We start from the raw sequence: 25,842 nt of genomic DNA on the forward strand, positions 1-25,842 counted from the left end.
CTCCTCCTTGCTTGTTTCAATCTTCACACGGCATAGAGGCTGGGTGCAATAGGCCACATTGGCATTGAAAATCAATCATCTGTTCGCCAAAAATTCAATCGATATTAAGACACTTCCCCTAGATAATCAGATCGCTGGGGTCGTAGACGGGCCCTACCAGCCCTAAGCGCTCATCATATCGCCCTGTCCAGCGGTATAAGTTTTCTCCGATGGGCTCCATCAGTCCCTCTCGAGTTAATTTTATCGCCTCGTACCGAAAGAGGCTGACGAGGTAGGGCTGTAGGCGCCGCCAGGACTTACGGCGGGGCTGATTCAACCATTCCTCCAGCCGCTCTTCCGCTTCGCCGTAGGGCACGACTACCGAGATTGTATCCTCGTCGATCAGCCGGTAGCGGCGGGCTACCTCCGGATAGTCTAGGGCGCGTCGGTATTCCTGAATATTTCTCTTATCTAGATCAACGTCTGCAAAGAGCCTCCGGAAATATTGCCGGTAGACCTCTGGATCGTGCAGGCTCTCGACGGGGTGCTCCCTTAAAAGGAGGCGGGCTTTTTCCAGGCCCACTTTATACGGCCCCCGGGGAGCTCTGCCCTCAGCCGGCTCAAAAACCACGACTCGCCCTTCAGTCAGCAGTCCCTCACGGTTGCATCTGCCCGCTGCTTGAACTATCCGGTCTAGGGGCCCTACTGCCCTGTAAACTACTGGGAAATCCAGATCTACCCCTGCCTCTACCACCTGGGTGCTGACCAAGCAAACCGGTGCCCTTTTTTCCGGCTTCAGCCGCTGCGAAACTTCCTCTAGTACCTTTCTCCGGTGGGCTCCGCAGAGGAGAGTAGAAAGGTGAAACACATCCGGTCGATTACTCAGGGAAGCTAAAAGTTCCAAGGTATCCCGCCGGGAGTTCAATACCACCAACACCTGAGGCAGCTCCCAGAGCTCTCTTGCCAGTTCATCCCAGGTAAGCGGCCTTTCGCGAAACTCATAACGTACCCTTTTGAGCAGCTCAAAATGTTTGCGATACTGGGGTACGATCTCGCGCACTTCCAGACCGGAGAACTCCTGGAGGTAGGGGGTGTCGTCGAAAGTCGGCTGAGTAGCGGTGGAAAGTACCAATGTTACTCCGTAGTCCTCGACCAGCGCCTTTAATACGTCCAGAGTGGTTTTCAGAATTTCCGGGGGAAGGGCTTGCACCTCGTCTAAGAGAATGACGCTTTGGGTCAAGTTGTGAAGCTTGCGGGCTTGCGTGGGGCGGTTGGTAAGCAGGCTTTCGAGAAGTTGCACGGTGGTAGTGACAATTAAGGGTGCGTCCCAGTTCTCGGCCGCCAGGCGCATCCGCAGGGCCGATAGGTTTTCTTCCTCATCTTCAGTCACGGAAACCTGGCTGTGGTGCTCCAGGACGGCTTCCGGTCCTAGTATTTTCCGGTAAACATCCGCGGTCTGCTCAATTATGCTTGTATATGGAATAGCCACAATTACCCGGCGCTTGCCATGAAACACCGCGTGTTTTAGCGCGAAAGCCAGCCCGCTTCGTGTTTTCCCTCCGCCCGTGGGTACGGTGAGGCGCCAGATTCCAGGCGGACCTTCGGCAGCACGTAGGCAAGCTTCATATACCTCGCGACGTACATGGTTGGTAAGGGTGTCCGCTTCCCGGGCGGCCAGAAAAGATTCCTGGTCTTTCACGAACCTAGACCAGAGTTCGGCAACTTCCAGCCATCCTTTTCTGTGCTCTACCAGTTCCGGTGCAAAGTGCTGTTCTGTGTCCAGGTAGTCGGCGTCTACCAGTGCCGAGAAGAGCATGCGGATGAACAATTCACGGCGGGTGTCCCCGAGAGAGGAAGGAACTAGGGGTGTGGGTTTGGGGAGAGGAGCAAGTGCTTGCTTTATGTACGCAAGGGCGCTGCGGTTTTGTTGCACAAACTCCTCCAGGTCTTGGGCCAAACAGCCGACGGTAGGAAGCCCGGTGTGGTGCCCGTACACTGGAATGGCCAGATCCTTCCAGGTTTCGGGGTTTCCAACAACCCTAAAAAGTAACTGGTAGAGCATAGCTGCTCCCCATCTGGCATGTGGCACCTGGGGATGATTTTCGCCTCGGTGTTGAGCGTGCAAGTAGTCTTGAAAGGCAGGGTTGAACTTTCCCAGATCGTGAAAAAGACCGGCCCATGCAGCGTGCGCCTCGCCGCCGAAGGGCCTGGCGAAGGTCGCTGCTAGTTCGGCTACTTTCACTAGGTGGGAAAACAGGTCATGCCATTTTCCCTGGGGATTAGGTGTGTGGGCGTAAAATTGGCACATAATCGATAGGTCCTCTTGGCAAACGTTTTTAGCCTAGCGAACCTGCAAGCGCGCCAAATTTCCTTATTAAACCGTTTATTCTACGTATTTCCGCTTTTTCCTGCTCGCGGTAGCTAATTCCAAGCCCTGAGCCTGGGGACCAAAAACATAAACGAAGCATATGCATAAAGTAATAAGGTTTTAGTTTCGAGGAGTGTTCTTCTGTGGAACAGGTAAAAAAAGTTTTGGACCGCTATAGCCGTGAATTGTTAGATCTGCCCCGGGTTGTGGGTGTAGGAATGGGATATAAATCGGTGCGCGGGGAGGAGACCGGCAAACCCGCTCTGGTGGTGTTGGTAAGCCAGAAATTGCCTGCCGTCCAGCTCAAAAGGGATGAAAAAATCCCCCGGGTGTTGGGCAAGGCAGAGACAGATGTGTTGGAAGTAGGGGAGCTGAGGCTTTTGGGCCGGACTGATTATAGGCGCCCGGCCCAGCCCGGCATGAGTATAGGCCACTATAAAATTACGGCCGGTACTTTTGGCGCAGTAGTAAAAGACCGCCGCACTAAAGAACCGTTAATCCTTTCCAATAATCATATACTGGCCAATATCAGCAATGGCCATGATGGCCGGGCAGCCCCGGGTGATCCTATCTTGCAGCCGGGTCCTTACGATGGCGGGACCAGGGAGCAGGTTATCGGTCACCTGGAGAGGTTTGTTCCCCTTTATCCGGAGGTTGAAGAGGTAACTTGCAGTAAAGCTTTACGGGCGGAACGCTTCATAAATGCCTTGTTGCACTTGTTGCGGCCTGATTATCGTGTAAACTTACAGAAGTTGGCAAAGACCCCTAATATTGTAGATGCTGCCATAGCCAGGCCAGTAAGTCCCCAGGCCATTATTCCGGAGATTTTAGAGTTAGGGCCTGTTAAGGGAGTGAGGGAACCGAGAATAGGCATGGAGGTGGTTAAGAGCGGGCGTTCTAGCGGGATTACCAGATCTACTATTAAAGTTCTTCAGGCTACGGTGAAAGTTGTCCTGGAGGAAGGCTTGAGCGGTATATTTGTGGACCAGTTCATCACCGGCCCCATGGCTCAGCCCGGAGACAGCGGTTCCCTGATCCTGGATAGTGAAAATTATGCTGTGGGCTTGCTTTTTGCCGGTTCGGATAAAACCTCCGTCGGTAACCGCATTACCAATGTGCTGGAGCAACTTCAGGTAGAATTTTAATCACATGGTTAGCTGACCGCCAGGGAGATCAATGATCTTCATTACCTTTTCTTCCTCGCCGGTCAGGGCATTGAAGTACAGTAAATAGCGTTCGTTATCCAACAAAGTTTTTACTTCATAGGTGAGGACTTCCCGCCCCCCTCCCGTAGGTATCAGGGCTAGCCTGATATCCTCTACCTTGAGGTGGGGCTTTATCTTGGTTCGAATCTCTTGCGCGCTAACCTGGGGCTCCGGCAGGTTGCGCTGATGATGGGCCATAAAATAGGGGGTAGCGTCAAAGCCTACAATTTCACCGTTATCGAGGGCTACCTTAACTTTGACCTGATCGGGATAAAGGATGACCCCCTTCTCTTGGGCCGCAAAGGTGATAAGTTGGCTGTTACCCTGGCGCAGGGTATAGGTAGACACCATCTGAGGGAAGCCGTGGGCTTTAAGAAAACTGGTAGCGCGTTCTTCGGCAGACTTAGCGTCCATAGCCGGAGCATCTATAGCCCGCGGGTTGAGGAAGGAAATGATGTGTCCTCCCTGTTTGCTCACGTCGATCCGGCCTAAAAGGCCCGGCCGTTTATCATCCGCCAAGGAAATACCAAAAGAGGGGATGCGACCGTTAACCGTGTTTACAGCGGTTATCCTGTAAGAAGTACGGCTGGCGTCATTGGCAAAAGCCAAGGCATTTTTTTCCGCCTGGGGCTGGTCGATGGCTCCTCCTGTCAATCCCAAGGGTCTAACCTTCTCCAGGTGGTCGGAAAAGGGGCCGTCATAGTTTAGACTGGGGAGCGTTTGCATATGGCGGTCTGTATTGATGAAACCTTCCAGAGGCCCGGGATTGGCTTGGACAGGTCGTGCCTTAAGCCAGGCCATGGTCTTGGGCAGAGGTGGCATGCGAACCGAATAAAAGCTGCTCCAGCGCAAGGCCCTACTGGCCACCTGGCCTTCGGTATTGTGCAGGTCGGCAGCGAGCCTGCCCATCTCTTGCCGCAGACGGGTTAAGTTTTGTACCTCTTCTGCACTCAGAGGTTGGCCGCGCGCTACTTTCTGGGCCAGGTAATTGCTATAATCAGCGGCCTGGGAGAGGAATTTACGGGTAGCGGTCAAATTAATTCCCGGCGTGGGCAACTGGCTTAAAGAAGCTTGGGCAAAAGAGGCCTGGTTCCAGGCCTGGGTGAGCAGGGCCGCCTGCTGGGCCGGGGTGCTGCAGACCAGGGCCTTGCCCATAGTTACTTCCGCCTGTTCCACCTGGCTTAAAAGATTATAGAAATCGCGCTGTCCACCTGCTTCTACTGCATGGGCCAGGGCCAGGCGGTTAGCCCTTTCCCAGAAACCCCAGCTTATAGCCGCCAGGAGCAGCAGGGAGAGGGTTAAGATAGTCCACTTGCGCTGCACGGATAATGTACCTCCTTGTTGTTTGTTCATTCTCAAAGGGCAAAGACGTGACGACCGATCTGAGTAATGATAGTACGGGTCCACATCCAGGGACTAACCGGTTTAGCCGGATTCCAGAAAAAGAGGGCACCATAAGTGGGGTCCCACCCGTTTAGGGCGTCTATGGCCGCATTGGTGGCAGTAGTCAGGTCAGTCACCTGCCAGATCAGCCCATTGTGGACACTTTCAAAGGCCCACGGTTCATAAATAACCCCGCTGATAGTACTGGGGAAGAGGGGGGATCGTACCCGGTTGAGGATCACAGCCCCTACGGCCACCTGGCCTTCATAAGGTTCTCCGGTAGCTTCAGCAGCGATAAGCCGTGCCATCAAGTTTATTTCATCGCTGGTGGCTACAGGTATGCCGGCCTGGGTGGGCAATGTCCGCCAGAAGGGAATGTATTGTCGGGCCCAAAGGGCGCCGCCGATCAGCAGGGCGGCCAGTAAAACAGGTAATAAATAGCGAAAGGGTTTTGTCACTTTGGTGAGCATTCTCCTGATCCCTCCCTTAACCAAAGTCTTCAGTAATATTTTGGCTATGGAGGGCGGAGTCTATCCCCCTTTGGCCATAAAAAATCGGGCGCTTTAACGGTTGCGCCCGGATACTCGCTGGTTTGGGCTTTCTTCTGGAGGCTTGCTTTCAGCGGACTCTTTCTCTTTGGCTTTAGGCTCCTTGGCACTTAGCAGAAGGTTAAACAGGGTGTTTATCAGGGCAGGATTTTTTCCCAGGCTACCCAAAGCAGCAGCCAGGTCGGTTGGACCGAGGCCAGCGCCCTGACCTTCCTGGGTGGAGAGAACTGCGTTCAACGCTTCCTGCAACGTGCTGCGCCCTTTCCCTTGGGCAGAAACACTACCTTGCATAAGACTTAGAATGCCCAGGAGATCTATCAGCGCTAAGAGACCTGCCAATTCGTTTAAGCTCATGTTCTGCAAGTGATGCGGCTTAACCCAGGACAGTACTTCTGTTAAGGTTAAATCCGTTTTTTCCAGAGGCCTTACCTCCTTGTCGGGTTTTTAAGTTCTTAGTACCAAGTATATGCTCTGGGCTGCAAGCTGACGCTAGGCACCAATTTATTACAAGCCACATATTTTGAAACTAAGTGGAGGTTAAGAACAGGAGGTAGGGAAAATGGCGGGCGAGCTGGTTAATCCCAATTTTCTGGCGCTTATTAGGAGTTTAAAGCCCTATCTAGGGCCCAGGGGGCTTCAATGTACAGAGTTGGCCGAAACCCTTTTGGAGCTCTTAAGTACCGAGCAGGCACAGAAAGCCCAAAACACTTTTTTAGCTTTAAGGCAAGAGCGGCAGAAGCTTTCCGCTAGGACCGTCATGAAAGCCGACAAGAAAGCGGAATGAAGTTCTCCTAAAGGGCGGGACCCTTTTACCTTATTTTTAATCCTTATACTTTTGGTCTTGTCCACGGATACAAATTGTAATAAAAAAAATAAGGGCTAAAGTACGCCCTTATTTTCTTAGCTAGCCGCTTTAATATCGCTCTTGCCTTCGCTTTCGGCTTTGGCTTTCTCTTTGTATTCTTTACTGCGGTAATCGGTAGTATGGAAGCCAGAACCTTTATAAATAACATTTATATTCCCTGTAATAACGCGATGAACAGGACTGCCGCAGGTAGGACAAGCTGACAGAGGAGGAGCGGTAATTCGCTGTTCTGTTTCAAAGGTACCGCATTGGGCACATTTATACACGTAAATGGGCATGATAATTCACCTCCGCACGGTACTTTTATATTCCAAATACAATTTATAGCTTGTGCTCTTTCTTTGTCAAGCTTCCTGCTAACTTGTTCCTGGTTAAAAAAGATTGACGCTTTTTTAAGGGGGGCCTATAATCAAGGGAGAAAAATTTGTGGAGGAAGGGATTTAAAAGCCTGTGACTAAACAAGTGCGTGTCCTGGTGTTATGGGTCCTGGTAGCCCTGGGCGCGGTGGCCGGTCTATGGCCGGCGGCCATGCGGATGCGGGTGGAAGCGGCCAATAAGGCTGTAACTGTAGCTGTGGATTATCAGGAAATGGCCAAGCTGGCCTGGTGGACAGGTTTACCTGAAGAAGTTATTCTGCAGAAACTTAGGGAAAAAGGGGTTAATGCTTTGCTTTTTAAAGAGGAAACAATAGCGGAGCTTAAGCCCCGATATTTGCAAATGGTAAGCGGTGATGAGGCTCGCTGGATTTTTCCGAGATTCAAAGATTCTTTTCGCTCCGACTATATTTATTTTATAATCAAGGAAGAAGCTGTACTGGAAAGAATAAAGGTCCAACTGGAAAATAAACTGGCTGTTGAGCTGCAGGTTATACGCACTCCTGATTTTGTCGCCCTCGGCATGCCCTTTATAAACCCGGCCGAATTAGAAAATTTAGGTCTAGGGTTTCCTATGGATAAATTGTATAAAGTAGCCCAGCAGGGATTCCTTCTAGTATTGCAGATAAGAAGCTGGCCGGAAGCCGAGGCCCAAGCTATAACCCGCGTCATGCAGCCTTTACTGCCCTTGAAGCCCTATCTGGCAGCTATACTTTTTAATGATAGCGTGCTTCCGGGCTATCCAGCTTATTTGCCGGTTTTGGCCGAGGAAATCAAAAGGTTGGGTGTACCTGTAGGACTGATTGAATTTGTGCGGCAGCAGGGATCAAAGCAACTGGCTATGCTACTAGACAAACAAGCCATCCGCGTGCATGCCATCTCCTCCAAGGACATGTCTACTATTTCCCCATCCACGGGGTTAGAGCGGTTTACCCTGGCGACCGGTGAGAGGAATGTCCGGCTTATTTTTGTGCGCCTGTTTTTCCGGCCGGGTTCTGCTGATTGGCTTGAAGATAATTTGACCTATCTGGAAAATTTACAGTATTCCCTGGCCAAGGAAGGCCTGTCGGTCGGACAGGCCCGGCCCTTTGGTTCCCTGCCTTCCTCCCGTCTAGTATGGGTTATTATAGGCGCAGGAGTGCTGGCTGGCGGGGTGCTGCTGCTGGAGGGAATCGGTTTAAGGCGCTTAGGCTGGATTTTAGGTGTTTTGGGCTTCCTGGGCTGGCTGGCAGCTCTGGGGCTGGGTTACGGTAGTTTCGTGCGGAAAGTTATGGCCTTAGCGTCGGCGATTATCTTTCCCACCCTGTCCGTATGGCTAGCCCTGGGAGAGGAAAAACACTTAGGGCTGGGCTGGAGTATAGGAGTTGTCTTAAGAAGCACTTTCCTTTCTGTCCTGGGCGGCCTGATGATAGTAGGGCTATTAAACGATACCAGCTTTATGCTCCAGCTGGACCAGTTTATGGGTGTGAAAGTGGCTTTTGTCCTTCCCCTGGTAATTTTCAGCCTAGCTGCTATATATAAAGAAGAAAAGGATAAGTTCTGGCCAGTGGTCAAAGGCTGGCTTGGTGAGAACCTGACTATAATTATGTTTTTAGCTTTCGTAGCTGGCATAGCGGCTGGTATAATTTACCTCAGCCGTAGCGGCAATGAAAGTATAGGTCTTCTACCTTTTGAAGGTAATATGCGGGCCTTCTTGGAGAGGGTTTTATGGGTGAGACCGCGCACTAAGGAATTTCTCCTAGGCTATCCTTCCTTCCTGTTGGCTTTAACCCTGAATTACCGCCACCGGTATCTCCCTTTGTGGCTTATGGCCCTGGTGGGCCAGATTTCGGTAGTAAATACTTTGTCCCATATCCATGCCCCTCTCTCTATATCTCTACTGCGCATTTTTAATGGCTGGTGGCTGGGTATTTTGCTGGGATCAATTTTAGTTATGCTCTATTCTTATTACCGTAAAATGATGGAATTAAGATTATCTGGCCGGTCCAGGGGGTAATTTTTGGTGGCGCGAGTTCTGCTTTCCGGGTATTACGGCTTTAGTAATGCCGGAGACGAAGCTATTCTTTATAGTATAGTTCAAGCCTTTAAGGCTTTAGCGCCCGATTTAGAGCTTATAGTCCTTTCCCATGACCCGTCCGCCACTGAAAAGTGGCTGCCAGTTACGGCCGTTAATCGCTGGCGGCCGGGAGAGGTGGCGCGGGCCCTCCGGCGGGCGGATCTGTTTATCAGCGGGGGCGGAAGCTTGCTCCAGGATGTGACAGGGGCTAAAAGCCTTCTATATTATCTGGGCGTTCTGGAGATGGCCCGTATTTTGGGCCGGCCCCGGATGATTTATGCCCAGGGATTAGGCCCCTTACAGCGAAACTGGGCGCGCCGTTTGACGGCGAAGGTGCTGGACTGCGTCCAGCTCATAACTTTGCGGGATAGCTATTCTCGGGCTTTTTTACAAAGCTTAGGGGTGCAGCGTCCGGTTATTAAAGTGACGGCTGATCCTGTTCTGGGAATGGATACCGGCTCTCTCGATTTGAAGGCAGGCAAGAACAAGCTATTACAACTGGGTCTGGAGGAAGGCCGGAGACCGCTGGCAGGAATTTCGCTGCGCTCCTGGCCCCTTCTTGAGGGGGTTCTCGAAGCCCTGGCACGGGTAGGTGATGAACTGGTCGGCCAGGGCTGGGAGGTAGTGTTTTTGCCTTTTCATTTTCCTCGGGACGTAGAAGCGTGCTACCAGGTACAGCGGTTAATGCAGGCGCCGGCCGCTATAATTAAAGAAAAATTAACCTTGGAGGAACTGGTCGGCATAATCAGTTGCCTCGATTTGCTTTTGGGGATGCGCCTGCATGCCCTTATTTTGGCAGCAGTCTTCAAGGTCCCTTTTCTCGGTTTATCCTACGATCCTAAAGTGGAAGCCTTTTGCCGCCAGGTAGACCAGCCCTGGGTGGGCCTGAATTTCCTGGACTTCGACCACTTGTGGGGCAAGGTAAAAAAGATGATTTATGAATTGCCCTACCTTAAAGAAAATATACAGCGGGCGGTGGCTGAACTGCGGCCGTTAGCGCGGTGTAACGCTGAGCTGGCTTTGAAGCTTTTGTTTGGCGGTGAAATATAAATGGATGAAGGGGTTAAGGAAGGTCCGGTAGCCCGTATGGCCCGGGCTGCAGGAAGTGTATTGATTATAAATTTAATAAGCCGGATCTTAGGCTTTCTACGGGATGCTGCTATTGCGGGCCGCTTTGGAGCGGGCCCGGCTACTGATGCCTATATGGTGGCTTATACTATCCCTTATTTTTTACAGACTATTTTGGGTATGGCCTTTTTAACCGTCATGGTCCCTGCCTTGACGGCCTATCTGGTACGGGGGGAAAGGGAAGAGGGCTGGCGGGTGGCCAGCGCTCTGGGCACCTGGACAGCATTGTTAATGATTGTGTTGACTTTCCTTGGGATAGCGATAGCTCCTAAGCTCGTATCCCTGCTCGCACCGGGTTTTACGGCGGAAGTGCAGGAACTGACTGTAAAACTTACCCGGATCATGTTTTTTTCCCTTCCCTTCGTAGGTACGGGTATGCTGGTGAGCGGCATTTTAAACGCCGGACATTTATTTATTTCACCGGCCCTGGCGCCTGCCATAAGCAACTTGGTCATTATTATTACGGCGTTATTTTTTACCCAAACCGGCGGAATTGTCGGGCTAGCAATCGGTACGGTAGTGAGTTTTATGGCCTTTTTGTTGATCCAACTGCCGGATTTGCCCCGCTTGGGATTTCGCTACGTGTGGGGGTTAGCCCACGGCCACCCTGCAGTACGACGGGTAGGGCTTTACTTGCCCCCGGTTATTTTTAGCCTGGCCGTCAACCAGCTGTACCTGGCCACCAACCGCTTTTTTGCTTCCCATCTGGCAGCAGGAAGCATTACTGCCCTGGATTTGGGCATCCGCCTGGTCAGCCTTCCTTTAGGCGTTTTTGTGGCAGCAGTTTCTACGGCGGTTTTTCCGGCCTTGTCGGAAGAGGCAGCCCTGGGGAAGCGAAGGGAGATGGCCCATCTCACCCAGAGGGGTTTGTCGCTGGTAGCTTTAACGGTGATACCGGCAGCAGCCGGCTTAATTGTCTTAAGGGAACCTCTGGTACGTCTAGTCTTTGAGCGGGGTGCTTTCGAGTCCCGCGCTACAGTTATGACTGCGGAAGTCGTTTTCTATGCCTCCTGGGGCTTGCTGGCCCAGGCCGCTCAGCCTATACTTATGCGCTCCTTTTATGCCCTGGGGGATGTTCTAACTCCCGCAGCGGCCGGCCTTATATCCGTGGGGCTTAATATTCTTTTCAGCTTATTTTTGGCTCCCGCCCTAGGACACGGTGGACTAGCCCTTTCCAACTCGCTGGCGGCCAGCTTTTATGCTTTAGTCCTTTATATAGCTCTTAAGGGGCGTCTGCAAGAACTGAAAACCCTCTTGTTGTTAAAAAATCTTTTTTTGATTCTCGTAGCTGCCGTCGTTATGGGTTTTCTTACTTATATGGCTGGGAGCTTACTGCACCTGTTTAATCCCCTTCAGGCCACCTGGCAGGTAGGGGTCAAAGTTCTCCTCTTAACTGCCCTAGCTTCGGGAATATTTTTAGTCCTGGCCTGGAGTTTAAAGGTGGAAGAAATAGCTTTGTTCTTAGCATTGCGAAAGCGACTGAAGAATGCCTAAAAATTTTTCCCGGGCAGGAAGTAGGCGACCAGTAGCGAATATACATCTATTGCGATTTTTAGGGTTTGTACTTTAGAGGAGCTGAAGGAAAGGTGGCCTTTACAGATATTAAAGCCTTACAAGAAATCTTACCCCACCGCTATCCTTTTTTACTGGTGGATCGGGTAATAGAACTAGAACCAGGGCGGAGGGCTGTAGGCCTGAAAAATGTCAGCGCTAACGAATGGTACTTTAGCGGTCATTTCCCCGATTATCCGGTAATGCCGGGGGTGCTCATTATGGAGGCCCTGGCCCAGGTAGGAGCTGTAGCCCTTCTCAGCCAGCCCGAATGGCGCGGCAAGTTGCCCCTTTTTGGAGGTATGGATAAAGTACGCTTTAGGCGGCAGGTGCTGCCGGGGGACGTGCTGCGGCTAGAAGTGGAAGTTATTAAAGTTAAAGGTCGGGTGGGTAAAGCCCAGGGCCGGGCTTGGACAGGAGAAGAGCTGGTGGCTGAAGGTGAATTAATTTTTGCTATAAGCGATTAAGGGGGCTTAAGCGTTGAATTTAGTAGCTATTGCTCTGGCCTTTAGCCTGAGCTTGTTATTAACTCCGGTGCTCAAATGGTTGGCTCCCCGGATAGGTGCTCTGGACTGCCCGGACCCGCGCAAAATCCATGAGACGCTTATGCCACGGCTAGGAGGTGTGGCTATCTTTAGCGGTTTCGCAGCGTCCTACCTGGCCGCCGGTATAACCCATCCTGCTTACTGGGGGATGCTTTGGGGGGCCAGCCTTATAACGGTCGTAGGCCTCCTGGACGATATACGGGGTTTGAGCCCCCGGTGGAAATTGGCCGGGCAGATCGCGGCAGCCTTAGTGGTCACTGTTTTAGGGGTAAGGGTAGAATTTCTTACCAACCCCTTTAACGGCCTTCTTTTTTTGGGCAAACTCGCTATTCCGGTTACTTTACTCTGGCTGGTGGGCGTGACCAATGCCCTCAATCTGGTGGACGGCCTGGACGGCTTGGCAGCCGGTACGGCCATAATTGCCGCGCTGACCATGGCCATAGTGGCCTGGCTCCAGGGAGAAATGGTGGTGGCCTTTTTAGCGTTGGCCCTGGCAGCTTCCACTTTGGGCTTTTTACCTTATAATTTTTACCCGGCCAGCATTTTTATGGGCGATAGCGGTTCCATGTTTTTAGGTTTCACTCTGGCTTCCCTAGCTGTACTGGGTTTGACCAAGAGCACTACGGTTATTTCTTTATTTGTACCGGTTCTTATCCTAGGGATACCCATTTTGGATACCTTCTTTGCCATTGTCCGCCGCTTTTTAAATCACCGCCCTATCTTTCAGCCGGATAAAGGACATCTGCACCACTGTTTAATGGCCCAGGGTTTTTCCCAGCGGCAGGCGGTACTGGCCATTTACTTTGTAAATATTTGCTTGGGCGCTAGCGCCATATTATTGACGCGCTTAACTACCGAAAGAGGCATGGTTATTTTACTTTTGCTGGCTGTGCTGGTCATTTGGGGCAGTAACAGGGTAGGTGTTATAGGTCATCGCCTCAAACCTACCAAGAGAAGGCGCAATGTATTCTATTTATAGGACTTTATAGGACGCCGGCCCAAAGGCCGGTGTTTTTTATCGCATTTTTGGCTTCCGGTAGGAGATACTAGACTTAAGACTTGGAAGTACAGGAGGGATGTTGTTTGCGCGAATTATTGATAGAAGGGTTGGCTATTTTAGTATTTGTGGTGGCCGGAATAGGGATTTTATTTTACTTGCATAACCGCGAATTACTTTAATCGTGAACGACGCTACCTATCAGAGGAGGTTACACATCTTGATAACAACTCTAGAGGTTATTCTCCAGACTTTCCTGGCCTTTGTTGCTATTCTCATCTACACGCGTATTTTGGGCAAACAGCAGGTAGGCCAGCTTACGTTTTTTGAGTACATTAACGGCATTACCTTTGGAAGTATTGCTGCTGTGCTGGCTACAGATGTGGATCCCAATCGCACTTGGAACCATTTTTTGGGCTTAACTCTTTTTGCTACTCTTACCTGGCTGGGCGGCTACGTGGCTTTAATAAGCAGACCCGCGCGCAAGCTAATTTCCGGTGAACCCACGGTGGTAATTCATAACGGGAAGATACTTGAACAAAATATGCGCAAGATGCGCTATAATGTAGATGAGCTGTCCATGCAGTTGAGGGAAAAAAACGTCTTTGACATTGCTGATGTGGAATACGCCATTTTAGAGCCGGATGGCAATTTGAGTGTTCTCTTGAAATCCCAGAAGAGGCCGTTGACACCCGCTGATCTCAATGTTCCTACTGAATATGAAGGCGTGCCCACGGAAATTATTGTGGATGGCGAAATTCTGTTTCAAAACCTAAAACAAAATAATTTAGATGAAAAGTGGCTTAAGCAGCAATTGGAGGCCCAGGGGATTCAAGATGTGAGCCAAGTGGATTACGCTGTTTTGCGCAGCAACGGTTCCCTCTATGTCAACCTCAAGAAAGATAATCTTACCAACCCGGTGGATATAACTGACGCTCCCGAAAGCCCAATAAAAGTGGACAAGAAAGACCAGCTCAAGCCTTAAGGGGGGATATTTTTGGCTATTAAATTCGGCACTGACGGCTGGCGAGCCATCATGGCCGACGAATTTACCTTTGCCAACGTGCGTATCGTGGTACAGGCCATCGCCGATTATCTTAAGGAGGAAACCTCTAACCGGCAGCTCATAATCGGTTATGACCACCGTTTCTTAGCCGAGAATTTTGCGGAAGCAGCGGCGGAGGTACTGGCAGCTAATGGGTTTACCGTGTTGTTGCCAGAAAGAGCCTTGCCTACGCCGGTTACTGCCTATGCCATTAAACTGTATAGGGCAGCGGGGGCTTTAATGTTTACCGCTAGCCATAATCCGCCGGAATATAATGGTTTAAAGTTTATTCCTGCTCATGCCGGGCCGGCTACACCTGAAATCACTGGCAAAATAGAAAAAAGGATTGCCGGGCAACCGGCCGTCAAGCGTAAAGACCTGGCCACAGCGCGTAGAGAAGGTCTGGTGCATGCTTTTGACCCGAAAGAGAGCTATTTAAATCACTTGTTGACGTTAATTGATGGTGAAACTTTGCGCCGGGCCCGGTTGAAAATTGTGATAGACCCTCTTTACGGTGCCGGGATAGGCTATTTGGAGCGCTTGCTAGAATCGGTAGGTTGTGAGGTTAAGGTGATCCATAACTGGCGCGATCCGCTTTTTGGCGGGGGTCTCCCGGACCCCAGCGCCCGGGGGCTGGAAGAACTGGCGGAACGAGTACGAGCGGAGGGCGCTCATTTGGGGCTAGCTTTGGACGGTGATGCCGACCGTTTCGGTGTAGTGGATGCCGATGGCAGTTACTTGACAGCTAACCAGGTGCTTTTCCTGGTGTTGGCCCATTTGGTGGAGGGGAAGGGTTTAAGAGGACCCGTGGCACGAACGGTGGCTACTACCCACCTTCTGGATAGGCTAGCCCGGGCCCATGGGTTGGGAGTGGAAGAGACACCCGTAGGGTTTAAGTATATTGGACAAGCCTTATTACATAAGGGTTGCATCTTAGGTGGGGAAGAGAGCGGCGGATTAAGTATCCAGGGACATATCCCGGAAAAGGACGGTATTTTGGCCACTGCCCTGGTAGCCGAAATGCGGGCTAGGTACGGCCGGCCTTTGAAGGAAATACTGGCAGAATTGCTTAAGCGTTATGGCCCCTCGGTGAGTGAACGTCTCGACCTGCATGTCAGCTCTGAGGTTAAAGAGAGGGTTTTACAGGAACTGCCAAGGTATGAACCTGAAAAGCTGGGCGGTCAACCCGTTACCGGCCGTGTGACTGTGGACGGCGTTAAATTTTTGCTGGCCGATGGCAGCTGGGCTTTAATCCGGCCCTCTGGTACTGAACCCCTCTTTCGCCTTTATGTGGAGGCTCCCACCAGAGAGAGCCTCCACCAAATTCAACAGGAAATCAGAGCCGCTCTTAAGATTTAAAGAAAGTAAGAATAATATTCTTCAGGGGACAGTTCCTGGTAACAGGTCGGGCACAGGACGCCTTTTGGGGGGACTTCCACAGGTAGTTCTCCCAAAATCCTAGTTATTAAACTGATGGAGGCACCACAGCGCAGGCAGCTATCCGCAGCAGGTTCCACAGTCGTTCACCACCTTTCCTTGTTTTACTTAAGTATGTGTAGCTTTAGAAGGGGCATACCTCCGGTTGGATGGGAACTGCTGGAGCAGGAGAAAGTATTCCGGCATAAGATGGACCAGGAGGGATGCCCCATGCTACTGGGGGCTTTAAGTGTCATTATTATAGCCGCTCTAGTTTTAATATTCTGGAGCGTGTTTTATGAACTACGCGCCAGCACGAAACAGAACCTGTATTGCTTGCTGCTTCTGGTACAAAATCAGGAGGAGTATATTGAGGGGTTGTTGCGGGAAATTCTGTGTTGGCGCTTCTTAAGAGGTCGCCGGGTGGAAGTTATAGCCATGGACTGGGGTTCGACGGATGCCACTCCTGCTATCCTGGATAAGTTTACTTATTCTTACCGGGCCTGTACTGTACTTTATTTAAAGCGGGAGAGCAATCTGAACTTGGCGGAGTTGCTGGCCCCGTACAACTACGGGAACAGAGTGATTGTATGTGACCTAAGATTAAACAGAAATTTGAATATAATGCGCCAGCAGATTTTCAAGTCACTGGAAAAAATATTATATTTTCCTAAAGAGAAGGAGGAAACAAGAGGACTGGCAGCGAATGTTTGAATGGTATTGCAGTAAAGCAGGGAAGATGGATCATGAAGAATGATCGAAATCCGGCTTTAAAGTTTAGCTGGTTAGTAGTGGGAATAGCGATTCTTTTTTTTGCCATTTCTGCCTTCAGCCTTCCCGCTTTCTTTTTTGGTTTAGCCCTGGCGGCTATACAGGTGCAGGTAGCCTTATTGCCCCGGTCTTTAGGGCAAAATTGTCGGCTGTTACGCTGGACTCTTTATGGAGTAGGCTTGCTCCTGGCTGTCCTCTGGCACCATTATAGCGATGGTGCCGCTGAAGGTATCTATCCTGAAGCGATGTTTTTGGTGCCCTTGATGGCCCTTTTTTGGGAGCAACGTATTGAATCCCTGGTCTTAATTCTAATAGCTATTATATCAGGTGGTGCTTTTTTATTCTTCCAGAGGGATGGCTCTGCTCTTTATGGTTCTATAGCTGAGTTAGGAGGGTGGACGGCCGTCAGTCTGGCCGCCTGGTTTCTATTTGGACTCCTCTGGGAAGAGACAAGGTTGGCTGCTGAACGGGAGGAAACACTACAACTTTTAAGGGAAGAGTACATGAAAACTCTTGCCAGGCTTGCCCAGGCGGAATATCTGGCTATAACCGACCATTTAACCCAGCTTTATAACCATCGCTACTTTGAACAGAGTTTAGAAAAAATGCTGCACGAATTCCACTCGCTGTCAACTTTAACAGTACTTATGATAGATATCGATCACTTTAAAGAAATAAATGATAAGTATGGTCACCTGGTGGGGAATCATGTGCTTATTGAAGTGGGAAATTTACTCAAGCACGAGGTACGGGAAAAGGACGTTGTGGCCCGTTATGGTGGGGAAGAATTTGCCCTGCTCTTGCCCGGAGTGGATTGTAAACGTGCGAAGCAAGTGGCAGAGCGCATCCGTAGAGCAGTAGAGGAACACATTTTTGCGCGGGATAAGGGGCTGGAACTGCACCTGACAGTAAGCATCGGTATTGCTACCTGGCCGCAGGATGCTAGGGATAAGACAGAGCTATTGAGCCGGGCCGATGCTGCCCTTTATAGGGCTAAAAGCACCGGGCGCAATACTGTTTGTGCTTACCAGCTACTGGAGAGGAATCCTGTAAGAGAAAGTACAAAATTTCGGACCTTAAATTAAGGAGTGGGCCATGGGTAATCCTCCTTTTTGCTGGAAAGGCTATTTATATGTAGTTCATGAAGGAGAAAGACAGAGGTTGGGTTTAAGCCATCGCCCCACCTTGGATCGCTGTTTTTGGGAGGCCAACGGTGCTCAATATATGGAACTTATTTCGCCGCCCCTTAATTTAGGTACGGCCTTTTTCTTAAAGGATTATTTGCAGAGCCGGTGGCCGCCTAAAAGTACGCCCGGGAAGGTGGAAGAGGTGCTCAGGGCGGCCAGCCGGCGATGGGGCATAAGTTTGGAAAGGCAAGCGGCACCTCCACCCCTTTCCTTTTTGCCGGATGAGGAAGAACTAAATCTTGTGTGCCAAATCATAACTGGGCGCATCCTTTTGCTGGAAGAAGTGGCCCGGGCCCTCCGGGAAAATAAGGTGACGGTGACTGCAAACTTACCCGACCTGCTTCATTACCTTTACCTCCGGGGCGAATGTGAACTTTGGCCGGCAGTCGGCTTTAATTCTCGGGGACAGCCTTTATGCCGGCGTTGCGGCCAAGGAGACAGGTTATTTAAAGCAACATGTGCAGCCTGTGAAAGTTCTGATTGTTATGTCTGTGAGGGTTGCCTGGAATTGGGGGAGGCTCGTACCTGCCGCCCCCTTTATGCTCGCCCAAGCTCAAGGAGCTATGAAATCGAGAACAGCCGGCCAGTACAGCCCCGCCTTTCCTTTTCCCTCACCCGGGCCCAGCAGGATGCTGCGTTACAAGCCCGGGAATTTGTGGCAGAAGGGAAGGTCTCTAGTTGCCTCCTTTGGGCTGCTTGTGGTGCCGGCAAGACCGAAGTAGCCTATTGGGCCATAGCAGCTGCCTTAAGCCGCGGCCGCGAAGTTCTCTATACCTCCCCACGCCGGGAGGTGGTACGGGAAATATACCCCCGCCTTAGGCAAACCTTCCCCGACGTAAAGATGACCATACTTCACGGAGAGAGCGGCCAGAAATATGCCCCGGCGGAACTCGTAGTGGCCACTACGCACCAGGTCTTGCGGTGCTACCGGCGCTTTGATCTCATAATTTTGGATGAAGTGGATGCCTTTCCTCTGGCGGGCGACCCCCGGCTTTATTACGGGCTGGAACGGTGCCGCAGGCCCTCTGGGCAGGTTCTTTATCTTACCGCTACCCCGCCTCGCGAACTGGCACATCAGGCCCGGCGGGGGCAGATACTTGTAATTTACTTACCTGCCCGCTATCACGGCTATCCCTTACCTGAGCCCCAGCTGATAATAGATAGGGCGCTGCGAAGGCCCGGTGGCAGGCTCCCGCGGCCGGTAGCAGAAGCCTTAAGCCTGAGCATTAATCAGGATCGAGCCGCAGTAATGGTCTTTGTACCTGCGGTGAGCCTGGTGCCTCAGGTGGTAGAATGGTTGCTTAATTCCCTAGAAGTAGAGGGGCAAAAAGAGTGGATAAAGGGTTTACATGCGGGCTCACCAGAGCGGGAAGAAGTTTTAACTGCTTTTCGGCGAGGAGATTTTCCCGTACTGGTGACCACTACTCTCCTCGAGCGGGGGATTACCCTGGCGCGTCTGAACGTAATGGTTCTGTTTGCGGATCACCGGGGTATCTTTGACGAGAATACTCTGGTACAGATTGCCGGTCGGGCAGGAAGAACAGCTGAGTATCCCGGGGGTCGAGTATGGTTTGTAGCCAGCAAAATAACTCCGGAAATGGCGGCAGCTTCTTCCCTTATCCGGCGCTTTAATTACCTGGCGGCCCAAAAGGGTTACTTACGGCCCGGGAAGGACTGACTATGCCATGGGCTTTTGGGACTGGATTTTTGTTAGAGACAATCGGTGTTTTTTATGTCGGCGGCCAGGAGCCCAGGGGTACCTTTGCCCTCCTTGTAATGAGCTACTCAGAGCTTGGCAAAAGGATTGGCGCCCTTGCAGGCTTTGCGGTCGCCTGCTGCGCAAAGTCCAAAGCATAGGGCTCTGCCCTCAATGCCAGGAAGAATTACCTCCCTTTCGCCTGGCCAGGGCAGTAGGACCTTATCAGGGGGAACTGCGTCAAGCCATTTTGGAATTTAAATACCGCGGCCGGCGTTCTTTGGCCCGGCCTTTAGGGTATCTTTTGGCCCGGGTGGTAGCAGGTGAACCCCTTTACGGGAGGCCCCAATTGTTGGTACCAGTCCCCATGGCTCCGCCTAGGTTGCGGGAGCGAGCCTTTAACCAGTCAGAGCTCCTGGCCCGGGAATTGGGTCGCCTATTGGGGATAAAAGTGGTGGACAAGGTGTTAATAAAAGTGCGGAATACGCCAGCTCAGGCTGGCTTAAATCGCCATGCCCGCCTGTTCAATCTGCAGGGCAGTTTTAAGTTAGGGGAAACTTTGACGATAGCGGGGCGAGATGTGCTATTAGTTGACGATGTTTTAACTACCGGAGCTACTGCCACAGCCTGTACCATTGCCCTCCTTAAGGGCGGGGCCCGGTCTGTAGCCGTAGTTACGGTGGCTACCGGCCTAAATTAGAGATAATTCGACTACTGCTCCCTGTTATTTATTGCTGATCCGACAAATTTTTTAACGATCCACACTAAAGTCCACAATCAAAAAGTAGGATTCGCAAGTTATTAACAGACTTATCCACTTTATCCACAGAAAATAAGCTTGACTAGAGGCCTGGAAGAGGGTGTTTTCGACAAGACAGCGTATGACACGCCTAATATGCAGCGGCAAAGGTAAGGGTTTGACTCCCAGTATTTCGTGTGTTATAATGAAGGCACTTCAGGTGGGCTGTGTTTGTCCCTGGAGGGAAAGAATTATTTAGGAGGAAGGTTTACAGAAATGAAGATGTTGGGCAAGGTTAAGTGGTTTAGTCCGCAGAAAGGGTATGGTTTTATCGAGAGAGAGGATGGCAAAGACGTGTTTGTCCATTATTCTGCCATCCAGGAAGAAGGTTTCAAGAGTTTAACTGCGGGCCAGGAAGTAGAGTTTGATATAGTGGAGGGGCCCCGCGGTCCCCAGGCGGCTAATGTGGTAAAACTTTAGTCAAGTGAGCCCCGGCTTTAGGTCGGGGCTTTTTAGTATAAAACGGCAGGAGATCTGATTTTGGGCGGGAATAATATTTGGTAAAAAGATGATTTCTTAAAAGTAGCCAGGGGGTGTGCAGCGGATGCGAATGACCCTTCGGGGGAAAAATTTTCAAGTTAGTGATGCTTTACGCCAGTACGCAGAAAAGCGGCTGGGTAAGTTAGAGAAATTCCTGGGTGACAACGTAGAGGTCCAGGTGAATATGTCTGTATCCAAAGAAAGACATATTGTGGAAGTCACTGTTACTTTGGATGGGTACTTATTGCGCGGTGAAGAAGCTACGGGTGATATGTATAGTTCCATTGATCTGGTCCTGGAAAAATTAGAGAAGCAAATAGAAAAATATAAAACTAAGTTGGCCAAAAGGGTGAAGAGCAATGTTTTTAAAGAATGGGCCGACGCAAGCCCTATGAACGAAGAGACAAATGAGCCTAAGATAGTGCGCACTAAGCGTTTTCCTGTCAAGCCTATGACGATAGAAGAAGCCATCTTACAAATGAATCTGTTGGGGCATAACTTTTTTGTTTTTGCCAATGCAGAGACGGAGCAGGTTAACGTTCTTTACCGGCGAAAAGACGGTAATTACGGGCTGATAGAGCCAGAATTATAAAGTAAAATAGATTTCTAAATTATTAAGGAGAAACTGGCACAAAATGCTTAGTTTCTCTTTTTTTCGGCTTTTCTAGTAAGGTTGGAGGGAAATGTGATTGGAAGGCGAAATAACCTAAGTTAAATAAAGAAAGAAAAAGATAATGAAATAAATTTGGAAAAGGGTGGGCAGCAGAATTGCCAGAAGACAGAACTCAAGAAGCAATAGCCATAGCAGAATATGAACGGGTCATTTGTCAGGTCAAGGGTGTACTTTCCGCTCGCATGGTAACCGGTCCTGATGGTCAAATACAAGAAATTCATGTTCTGGCGACACCCAACCGCAACCCCAAACAAGTAGTGCGAGATATTGAAACAGCTGTTTTGGTCCAGCTGGGCACACCTCTGGATCATAAAAAGATTAGCGTGGCTCAGTTAGAAGATGTAGGAGGACAGATGGCTGATAAGATACACGAAGGTGGTAACTCTTATTTAGTAGCTTGTGGCCGCCTGCGGCTGGCACGCCTTAACTTTTTTTCTCAAGGTATTCAGGCTGAAGTTAATGTGGGAATAGAAATAGGCTGGGACGGCTCTGTTTATGAGGGACGCGCAGCAGGGGCCAATTTGCCCGGTCGCGGATGCCACCTGGTGGCCCAGGCTACTCTGGAGGCTGTGGGAAAATACTTGGGAGAAAATTATGCCCTGGTACTGGAAGACTTGATTCAACTGGAGGTAGCCCACAGCCGGGCCATACTGGCGGTTATCGGTTTGGTCGGTCATTTTGGGCGGGAACGCTTGGCTGGTATTGCCTTCCTGGAAGAAACTCCTGATGAACTCCAGACTGCTGGGAAGGCTGTTTTAAGGGCTTTAGCTGCCGCCTTTGCATACATAAGGCATGATTGCTTTGCAGGAGGGAACATGTTAAAATAAAAAAGGTGATAACGATGGATAAATCGAGGGGGTGGCATTCCCCCTCGATTCATTAAGGGGTGATTCCCATGCTAGGTTTTTTGCGCAATATCCTGGATGATAATGCCCGGGAGATCAAGAAGCTATCTCGTCAAGTGGCAGCTATCAATGCTTTGGAGCCGGAAATTAGCGCTTTAAGTGATGCTGACCTACAGGCTAAAACAGCGGAATTCCGCAGGCGTCTGGACCAAGGTGAAACCTTGGATGAGCTTTTGCCGGAGGCTTTTGCCGTAGTACGGGAGGCTTCCAAACGAGTCCTGGGCTTGCGCCATTATGATGTTCAACTGATGGGCGGCATTGTGCTCCACCAAGGCCGCATCGCCGAGATGAAAACGGGCGAAGGTAAAACCCTGGTGGCTACCCTACCGGCTTACCTTAACGCCCTGACCGGTAAGGGTGTGCACATTGTCACCGTAAATGATTACCTGGCTCGCCGGGACAGCGAGTGGATGGGTAAGATCTATCGCTTTTTGGGTTTGAGTGTAGGCTTGATTGTCCATGGCCTCGATGCCAGGGAGCGGCGCCGGGCCTATGCAGCCGACATTACCTATGGTACCAATAATGAATTTGGATTTGATTACCTGCGGGACAATATGGCCTTGCACCCGGAGGAGCTGGTACAGCGCGAACTCTATTACGCCATTGTAGACGAAGTAGACAGCATTCTTATAGATGAAGCTAGGACACCGCTTATCATTTCCGGCCAAGCGGAAAAGCCTACAGAAATGTATTATACCGTGGCTCGCATCATCCCCCGGCTCAAACCCGAGGAGGATTATCGGGTGGACGAGAAGGCCAAGGTGGTAACCCTGACGGAAGCCGGGGTAGCCAAGGTAGAGAAGTTGCTGGGTATTGATAATCTATATGATGATGCTAATATAGAGCTGGCCCACCATGTGCAGCAGGCTCTGAAGGCCCATACCCTTATGAAACGGGATCGGGACTATGTAGTCAAGGACGGCCAGGTAATCATTGTGGACGAATTTACGGGCCGCCTCATGTTTGGACGGCGCTACAGCGAAGGGTTGCACCAGGCCATCGAGGCCAAAGAAGGAGTAAAGATTGAGCGGGAAACCCAAACGCTGGCTACTATTACTTTTCAGAATTATTTCCGTATGTATGAAAAGCTGGCCGGTATGACCGGTACGGCCGCCACTGAAGAGGAAGAATTTAGAAAGATTTATGGGTTGGATGTAGTGGTTATACCCACCCATAAGCCCATGATCCGGGTTGATTACCCGGATGTTATTTATCGTACGGAAAAGGGCAAATTTCAGGCGGTGGTAGAAGAGATTGCCGAAAGACATGCCAAAGGCCAGCCGGTCCTGGTGGGTACTATCTCCATTGAAAAGTCGGAACGCCTGAGTGAAATGTTGAAAAAGCGCGGAATACCGCATCAGGTGCTTAATGCCAAATACCATGAAAGGGAAGCGGAGATTATAGCCCAGGCCGGCCGCCTGGGAGCAGTAACCATTGCCACTAACATGGCCGGCCGGGGTACGGATATCATGCTGGGGGGAAACCCTGAGTTTCTGGCCAAGGAGAGGATGCGCAAGGCAGGATATACCCCGGAAATTATTGCCGAGGCCACAGGATTTGGGCCTGTTTCCTCCCCGGAAGTGGAGGAAGCGCGCCGTGCCTACCAGCAATTTCTAGCTGAAGCTAAAAAAGAGACGGAGGCCGAGCACCAGAAGGTGGTGGCCTTGGGCGGCCTCCATATTATCGGTACTGAGCGCCATGAATCCCGGCGTATTGATAACCAATTGCGCGGCCGCGCCGGTCGCCAGGGCGACCCGGGTTCCAGCCGGTTCTATATATCCCTGGAAGACGATTTGATGCGCCTCTTTGGGGCCGAGAATATTGCGGGGCTCCTGGACCGCCTGGGTATGGATGATAGCACGCCCATTGACCACCCCTTGGTTTCCCGATCTATAGAGACGGCCCAGAAGAGGGTAGAGGCCCATAACTTCGACCTGCGCAAGCATGTGCTGGAATATGATGATGTCTTAAACCAGCAGCGGGAGATTATTTACCGCCAGCGGCGCCAGGTCCTTACCGGCACTGACTTATCCTCTATAATCGAGGACATGATAACCATGGTGGTGGACCGCACCATTGAACGTTTTGCTGGTGACAGCAAGTATCCGGAAGAGTGGGACTGGCAGGGCTTCTTGGGATATGCCAGTAAACTCTTCCTGCCCGGTTGCGATCTTTCTTTAGCTAATGAGCTCAAGGAAATGGATAAAGACGAAGTTTATGCTTTTTTAAGGGAAAAGGCTCTGGAACTTTACCGTCAGCGGGAAAAGGAGCTGGGTGCAGATACTTTAAGGGAACTCGAAAGGTTAATTCTTTTGAAGATCGTTGATGCTAAGTGGATGGATCACCTGGATGCTATGGACCAGCTGCGCCACGGCATTGGCCTCCGGGCCTACGGCCAACGCGATCCCTTAATTGAATATAAGTTTGAAGCTTACCAGATGTTTCAAGAAATGATTGCCTCCATCCAGGAGGAAGTAGTGCGTTATCTCTACCACGTCAGGGTAGTCCATCCCGAAGAGAGACGGCCGCGAAGACTGATGGAAAACCGCTACCAGGAGGAAGCGGTGCGGCAGCCCGTTCGGCGTGAACAAAAGATAGGCCGCAATGATCCCTGCCCTTGTGGTAGCGGTAAGAAATATAAAAAATGCTGCGGGGCAGCCTCAGCCTGAACACTTAGAAGGGGTGAGTTTCTTTATGCTGGAAAATTTAAGACCGCGCTTAGAGAATTTAAAAGAACTCCTGGAAGAATTGAGGGTTTCTCTTTGACCTGGCAGCGGCTAAAGAAGAGATAGCCCGGTTGGAAGAAGAGATGGGGTCTCCGGCTTTCTGGGAAGACCGGGGAAGGGCCGAAGCCGTGACTAAACGGGTTACAGTCTTAAAGGAAAAAGTTGACCGTTTTGAAAGCTTGGTTAATAAATATCAGCAAATATACGAGCTATGGGAGCTGGCTTTAACCGAAGAGGACGAATCCCTGGAAAAAGAAATAAGTGAAGAACTGGAAGCACTAGAAAAAAGTGTAGAACAAGTGGCTCTGGAGACTCTTCTCTCCGGCCGCTATGACCGGAATAATGCCATACTGTCCCTCCACCCGGGAGCCGGCGGTACCGAATCCCAGGATTGGGCAGCTATGCTCCTGAGGATGTATACCCGTTGGGCCGAGGATCACGGCTATGAGGTGGAGATTCTGGACTACTTGGAGGGCGAAGAGGCGGGGATTAAAAGCGCTACCTTACTTATAAAAGGGGAGAACGCCTACGGATATCTGAAGGCCGAAAAAGGGGTGCACCGGCTGGTGCGCATTTCTCCCTTTGATGCTGCCGGCCGAAGGCATACCTCCTTTGCTTCGGTAGATGTGATCCCCGAGGTAGAGTTTGATAATGAGATAGAGCTCAAACCGGATGAACTTAAAATAGACACCTTCCGTGCCCAGGGGGCCGGAGGCCAGTATGTAAATAAAACAGATTCTGCTGTACGCATTACCCACCTCCCCACAGGTATAGTAGTTACCTGCCAGAACGAGCGCTCCCAACACGCCAATCGTCTGGCAGCCATGAAGATACTAAAGGCTAAACTTCTGGAAAGAAAATTGAAGGAACAGGAAGAAGAATTGGCCAGACTGCGGGGAGAGCAGCGGGAAATAGCTTGGGGCAATCAGATACGCTCTTATGTCTTTCATCCCTATAGTCTGGTAAAAGATCACCGTACCGGCGTGGAAATAGGCAATGTCCAGGCGGTCATGGACGGCTGGTTGGATCCCTTCATTCAGGCTTATTTGCGACAGCAGGTGAGCCGTGCTTAGGGGTTAACCTAGCCCCAATTTTTTCCTTGACAGATTGAAGCGGGTGGGCTAACATGGAATTAGATTTTTGGT

Annotated in this window: 23 protein-coding genes; 18 read left to right on the forward strand and 5 right to left on the reverse strand. The window is 50.8% G+C overall.

Annotated elements, in window-relative coordinates; all coding sequences use genetic code 11:
- Nucleotides 1–118 precede the first annotated feature (118 nt).
- The gene (gene cas3, locus AC1BI1_RS05130; RefSeq protein ID WP_476716210.1) at nucleotides 119–2,287 is read right to left on the reverse strand and encodes a CRISPR-associated helicase Cas3'; all 2,169 of its coding nucleotides are present in this window, start codon (nucleotides 2,285–2,287) and stop codon (nucleotides 119–121) included.
- A gap of 203 nt (nucleotides 2,288–2,490) precedes the next feature.
- Here cas3 and AC1BI1_RS05135 point away from each other — a divergent pair, with 203 nt between their 5' ends.
- Nucleotides 2,491–3,492 (forward strand): chymotrypsin family serine protease, encoded by a 1,002-nt coding sequence (locus AC1BI1_RS05135; protein ID WP_476716211.1) that lies wholly within the window; start codon nucleotides 2,491–2,493, stop codon nucleotides 3,490–3,492.
- Here AC1BI1_RS05135 and ypeB read toward each other — a convergent pair whose 3' ends face one another.
- The 3 genes from ypeB to AC1BI1_RS05150 form a co-directional block, all read right to left on the reverse strand.
- Nucleotides 3,493–4,875 (reverse strand): germination protein YpeB, encoded by a 1,383-nt coding sequence (ypeB, locus tag AC1BI1_RS05140; protein WP_476716212.1) that lies wholly within the window; start codon nucleotides 4,873–4,875, stop codon nucleotides 3,493–3,495.
- A gap of 32 nt (nucleotides 4,876–4,907) precedes the next feature.
- Nucleotides 4,908–5,405, reverse strand: a complete 498-nt coding sequence (locus tag AC1BI1_RS05145) for a cell wall hydrolase (RefSeq protein ID WP_476716213.1) — start codon at nucleotides 5,403–5,405, stop codon at nucleotides 4,908–4,910.
- Between the two features lie 93 nt (nucleotides 5,406–5,498).
- A complete protein-coding gene (locus tag AC1BI1_RS05150) occupies nucleotides 5,499–5,837 on the reverse strand; it encodes a hypothetical protein (protein ID WP_476716214.1) in 339 nt (112 codons plus the stop codon).
- A gap of 205 nt (nucleotides 5,838–6,042) precedes the next feature.
- Between AC1BI1_RS05150 and AC1BI1_RS05155 the strand changes: the two genes are divergently transcribed.
- A complete protein-coding gene (locus AC1BI1_RS05155) occupies nucleotides 6,043–6,267 on the forward strand; it encodes a hypothetical protein (RefSeq protein ID WP_476716215.1) in 225 nt (74 codons plus the stop codon).
- A 116-nt stretch (nucleotides 6,268–6,383) separates the two neighbouring features.
- On the opposite strand, the gene AC1BI1_RS05160 is transcribed toward AC1BI1_RS05155, so the two are convergent.
- Nucleotides 6,384–6,626, reverse strand: coding sequence for an FmdB family zinc ribbon protein (locus AC1BI1_RS05160; protein ID WP_476716216.1), 243 nt, complete (start codon nucleotides 6,624–6,626; stop codon nucleotides 6,384–6,386).
- Nucleotides 6,627–6,798: 172 nt separating this feature from the next.
- On the opposite strand from AC1BI1_RS05160, the gene AC1BI1_RS05165 reads away from it, so the two are divergent.
- The 16 genes from AC1BI1_RS05165 (at nucleotide 6,799) to prfB (ending at nucleotide 25,770) form a co-directional block, all read left to right on the forward strand.
- On the forward strand, nucleotides 6,799–8,718 hold the full coding sequence (locus AC1BI1_RS05165) for a DUF5693 family protein (RefSeq protein ID WP_476716217.1): 1,920 nt from the start codon (nucleotides 6,799–6,801) through the stop codon (nucleotides 8,716–8,718).
- A gap of 6 nt (nucleotides 8,719–8,724) precedes the next feature.
- On the forward strand, nucleotides 8,725–9,828 hold the full coding sequence (csaB, locus tag AC1BI1_RS05170; RefSeq protein ID WP_476716218.1) for a polysaccharide pyruvyl transferase CsaB: 1,104 nt from the start codon (nucleotides 8,725–8,727) through the stop codon (nucleotides 9,826–9,828).
- A complete protein-coding gene (gene murJ, locus AC1BI1_RS05175) occupies nucleotides 9,829–11,400 on the forward strand; it encodes a murein biosynthesis integral membrane protein MurJ (RefSeq protein ID WP_476716219.1) in 1,572 nt (523 codons plus the stop codon).
- Between the two features lie 92 nt (nucleotides 11,401–11,492).
- A complete protein-coding gene (gene fabZ, locus AC1BI1_RS05180; RefSeq protein WP_476716220.1) occupies nucleotides 11,493–11,924 on the forward strand; it encodes a 3-hydroxyacyl-ACP dehydratase FabZ in 432 nt (143 codons plus the stop codon).
- Nucleotides 11,925–11,937: 13 nt separating this feature from the next.
- A complete protein-coding gene (locus AC1BI1_RS05185; RefSeq protein WP_476716221.1) occupies nucleotides 11,938–12,981 on the forward strand; it encodes an MraY family glycosyltransferase in 1,044 nt (347 codons plus the stop codon).
- Between the two features lie 238 nt (nucleotides 12,982–13,219).
- Nucleotides 13,220–13,984 carry a DUF421 domain-containing protein gene (locus tag AC1BI1_RS05190; protein ID WP_476716222.1) on the forward strand — a complete coding sequence of 255 codons (765 nt, stop codon included), beginning with the start codon at nucleotides 13,220–13,222 and terminating at the stop codon, nucleotides 13,982–13,984.
- 12 nt (nucleotides 13,985–13,996) lie between these two features.
- The gene (locus tag AC1BI1_RS05195) at nucleotides 13,997–15,403 is read left to right on the forward strand and encodes a phosphoglucomutase/phosphomannomutase family protein (protein WP_476716223.1); all 1,407 of its coding nucleotides are present in this window, start codon (nucleotides 13,997–13,999) and stop codon (nucleotides 15,401–15,403) included.
- Nucleotides 15,404–15,691: 288 nt separating this feature from the next.
- On the forward strand, nucleotides 15,692–16,174 hold the full coding sequence (locus AC1BI1_RS05200) for a glycosyltransferase family 2 protein (protein ID WP_476716224.1): 483 nt from the start codon (nucleotides 15,692–15,694) through the stop codon (nucleotides 16,172–16,174).
- A 32-nt stretch (nucleotides 16,175–16,206) separates the two neighbouring features.
- Complete coding sequence (locus AC1BI1_RS05205; protein WP_476716225.1) at nucleotides 16,207–17,316, forward strand: GGDEF domain-containing protein; 1,110 nt, start codon at nucleotides 16,207–16,209, stop codon at nucleotides 17,314–17,316.
- Nucleotides 17,317–17,326: 10 nt separating this feature from the next.
- Nucleotides 17,327–19,096 carry a DEAD/DEAH box helicase gene (locus AC1BI1_RS05210; protein ID WP_476716226.1) on the forward strand — a complete coding sequence of 590 codons (1,770 nt, stop codon included), beginning with the start codon at nucleotides 17,327–17,329 and terminating at the stop codon, nucleotides 19,094–19,096.
- Nucleotides 19,097–19,103: 7 nt separating this feature from the next.
- Complete coding sequence (locus AC1BI1_RS05215) at nucleotides 19,104–19,814, forward strand: ComF family protein (protein ID WP_476716227.1); 711 nt, start codon at nucleotides 19,104–19,106, stop codon at nucleotides 19,812–19,814.
- A gap of 321 nt (nucleotides 19,815–20,135) precedes the next feature.
- Nucleotides 20,136–20,333, forward strand: a complete 198-nt coding sequence (locus tag AC1BI1_RS05220; RefSeq protein WP_476716317.1) for a cold shock domain-containing protein — start codon at nucleotides 20,136–20,138, stop codon at nucleotides 20,331–20,333.
- Between the two features lie 124 nt (nucleotides 20,334–20,457).
- Complete coding sequence (gene hpf / locus AC1BI1_RS05225; RefSeq protein ID WP_476716228.1) at nucleotides 20,458–20,985, forward strand: ribosome hibernation-promoting factor, HPF/YfiA family; 528 nt, start codon at nucleotides 20,458–20,460, stop codon at nucleotides 20,983–20,985.
- 176 nt (nucleotides 20,986–21,161) lie between these two features.
- Nucleotides 21,162–21,893 carry a hypothetical protein gene (locus AC1BI1_RS05230; protein ID WP_476716229.1) on the forward strand — a complete coding sequence of 244 codons (732 nt, stop codon included), beginning with the start codon at nucleotides 21,162–21,164 and terminating at the stop codon, nucleotides 21,891–21,893.
- Between the two features lie 68 nt (nucleotides 21,894–21,961).
- Nucleotides 21,962–24,640, forward strand: a complete 2,679-nt coding sequence (secA, locus tag AC1BI1_RS05235) for a preprotein translocase subunit SecA (protein WP_476716230.1) — start codon at nucleotides 21,962–21,964, stop codon at nucleotides 24,638–24,640.
- Between the two features lie 25 nt (nucleotides 24,641–24,665).
- Nucleotides 24,666–25,770, forward strand: a protein-coding gene (prfB, locus tag AC1BI1_RS05240) for a peptide chain release factor 2 (RefSeq protein ID WP_476716231.1) whose coding sequence is annotated in 2 segments (ribosomal slippage) — nucleotides 24,666–24,734 and nucleotides 24,736–25,770 — 1,104 coding nt in all. Because the reading frame shifts where the segments join, the coding sequence is not laid out codon by codon here.
- The last annotated feature ends 72 nt before the right edge of the window (nucleotides 25,771–25,842 follow it).

It is taken from the genome of Thermanaeromonas sp. DSM 22490, from assembly GCF_056378755.1.

Coding starts and splice junctions, on each gene's coding strand:
- AC1BI1_RS05145 (WP_476716213.1), bottom strand. CDS start 5,405: ATGCTCACCAAAGTGACAAAACCCTTTCGCTATTTATTACCTGTTTTA.
- secA (WP_476716230.1), top strand. CDS start 21,962: ATGCTAGGTTTTTTGCGCAATATCCTGGATGATAATGCCCGGGAGATC.
- cas3 (WP_476716210.1), bottom strand. CDS start 2,287: ATGTGCCAATTTTACGCCCACACACCTAATCCCCAGGGAAAATGGCAT.
- AC1BI1_RS05210 (WP_476716226.1), top strand. CDS start 17,327: ATGGGTAATCCTCCTTTTTGCTGGAAAGGCTATTTATATGTAGTTCAT.
- AC1BI1_RS05200 (WP_476716224.1), top strand. CDS start 15,692: ATGCTACTGGGGGCTTTAAGTGTCATTATTATAGCCGCTCTAGTTTTA.
- murJ (WP_476716219.1), top strand. CDS start 9,829: ATGGATGAAGGGGTTAAGGAAGGTCCGGTAGCCCGTATGGCCCGGGCT.
- hpf (WP_476716228.1), top strand. CDS start 20,458: ATGCGAATGACCCTTCGGGGGAAAAATTTTCAAGTTAGTGATGCTTTA.
- AC1BI1_RS05150 (WP_476716214.1), bottom strand. CDS start 5,837: ATGAGCTTAAACGAATTGGCAGGTCTCTTAGCGCTGATAGATCTCCTG.
- AC1BI1_RS05155 (WP_476716215.1), top strand. CDS start 6,043: ATGGCGGGCGAGCTGGTTAATCCCAATTTTCTGGCGCTTATTAGGAGT.
- AC1BI1_RS05220 (WP_476716317.1), top strand. CDS start 20,136: ATGTTGGGCAAGGTTAAGTGGTTTAGTCCGCAGAAAGGGTATGGTTTT.
- AC1BI1_RS05160 (WP_476716216.1), bottom strand. CDS start 6,626: ATGCCCATTTACGTGTATAAATGTGCCCAATGCGGTACCTTTGAAACA.
- AC1BI1_RS05215 (WP_476716227.1), top strand. CDS start 19,104: ATGGGCTTTTGGGACTGGATTTTTGTTAGAGACAATCGGTGTTTTTTA.
- AC1BI1_RS05205 (WP_476716225.1), top strand. CDS start 16,207: ATGAAGAATGATCGAAATCCGGCTTTAAAGTTTAGCTGGTTAGTAGTG.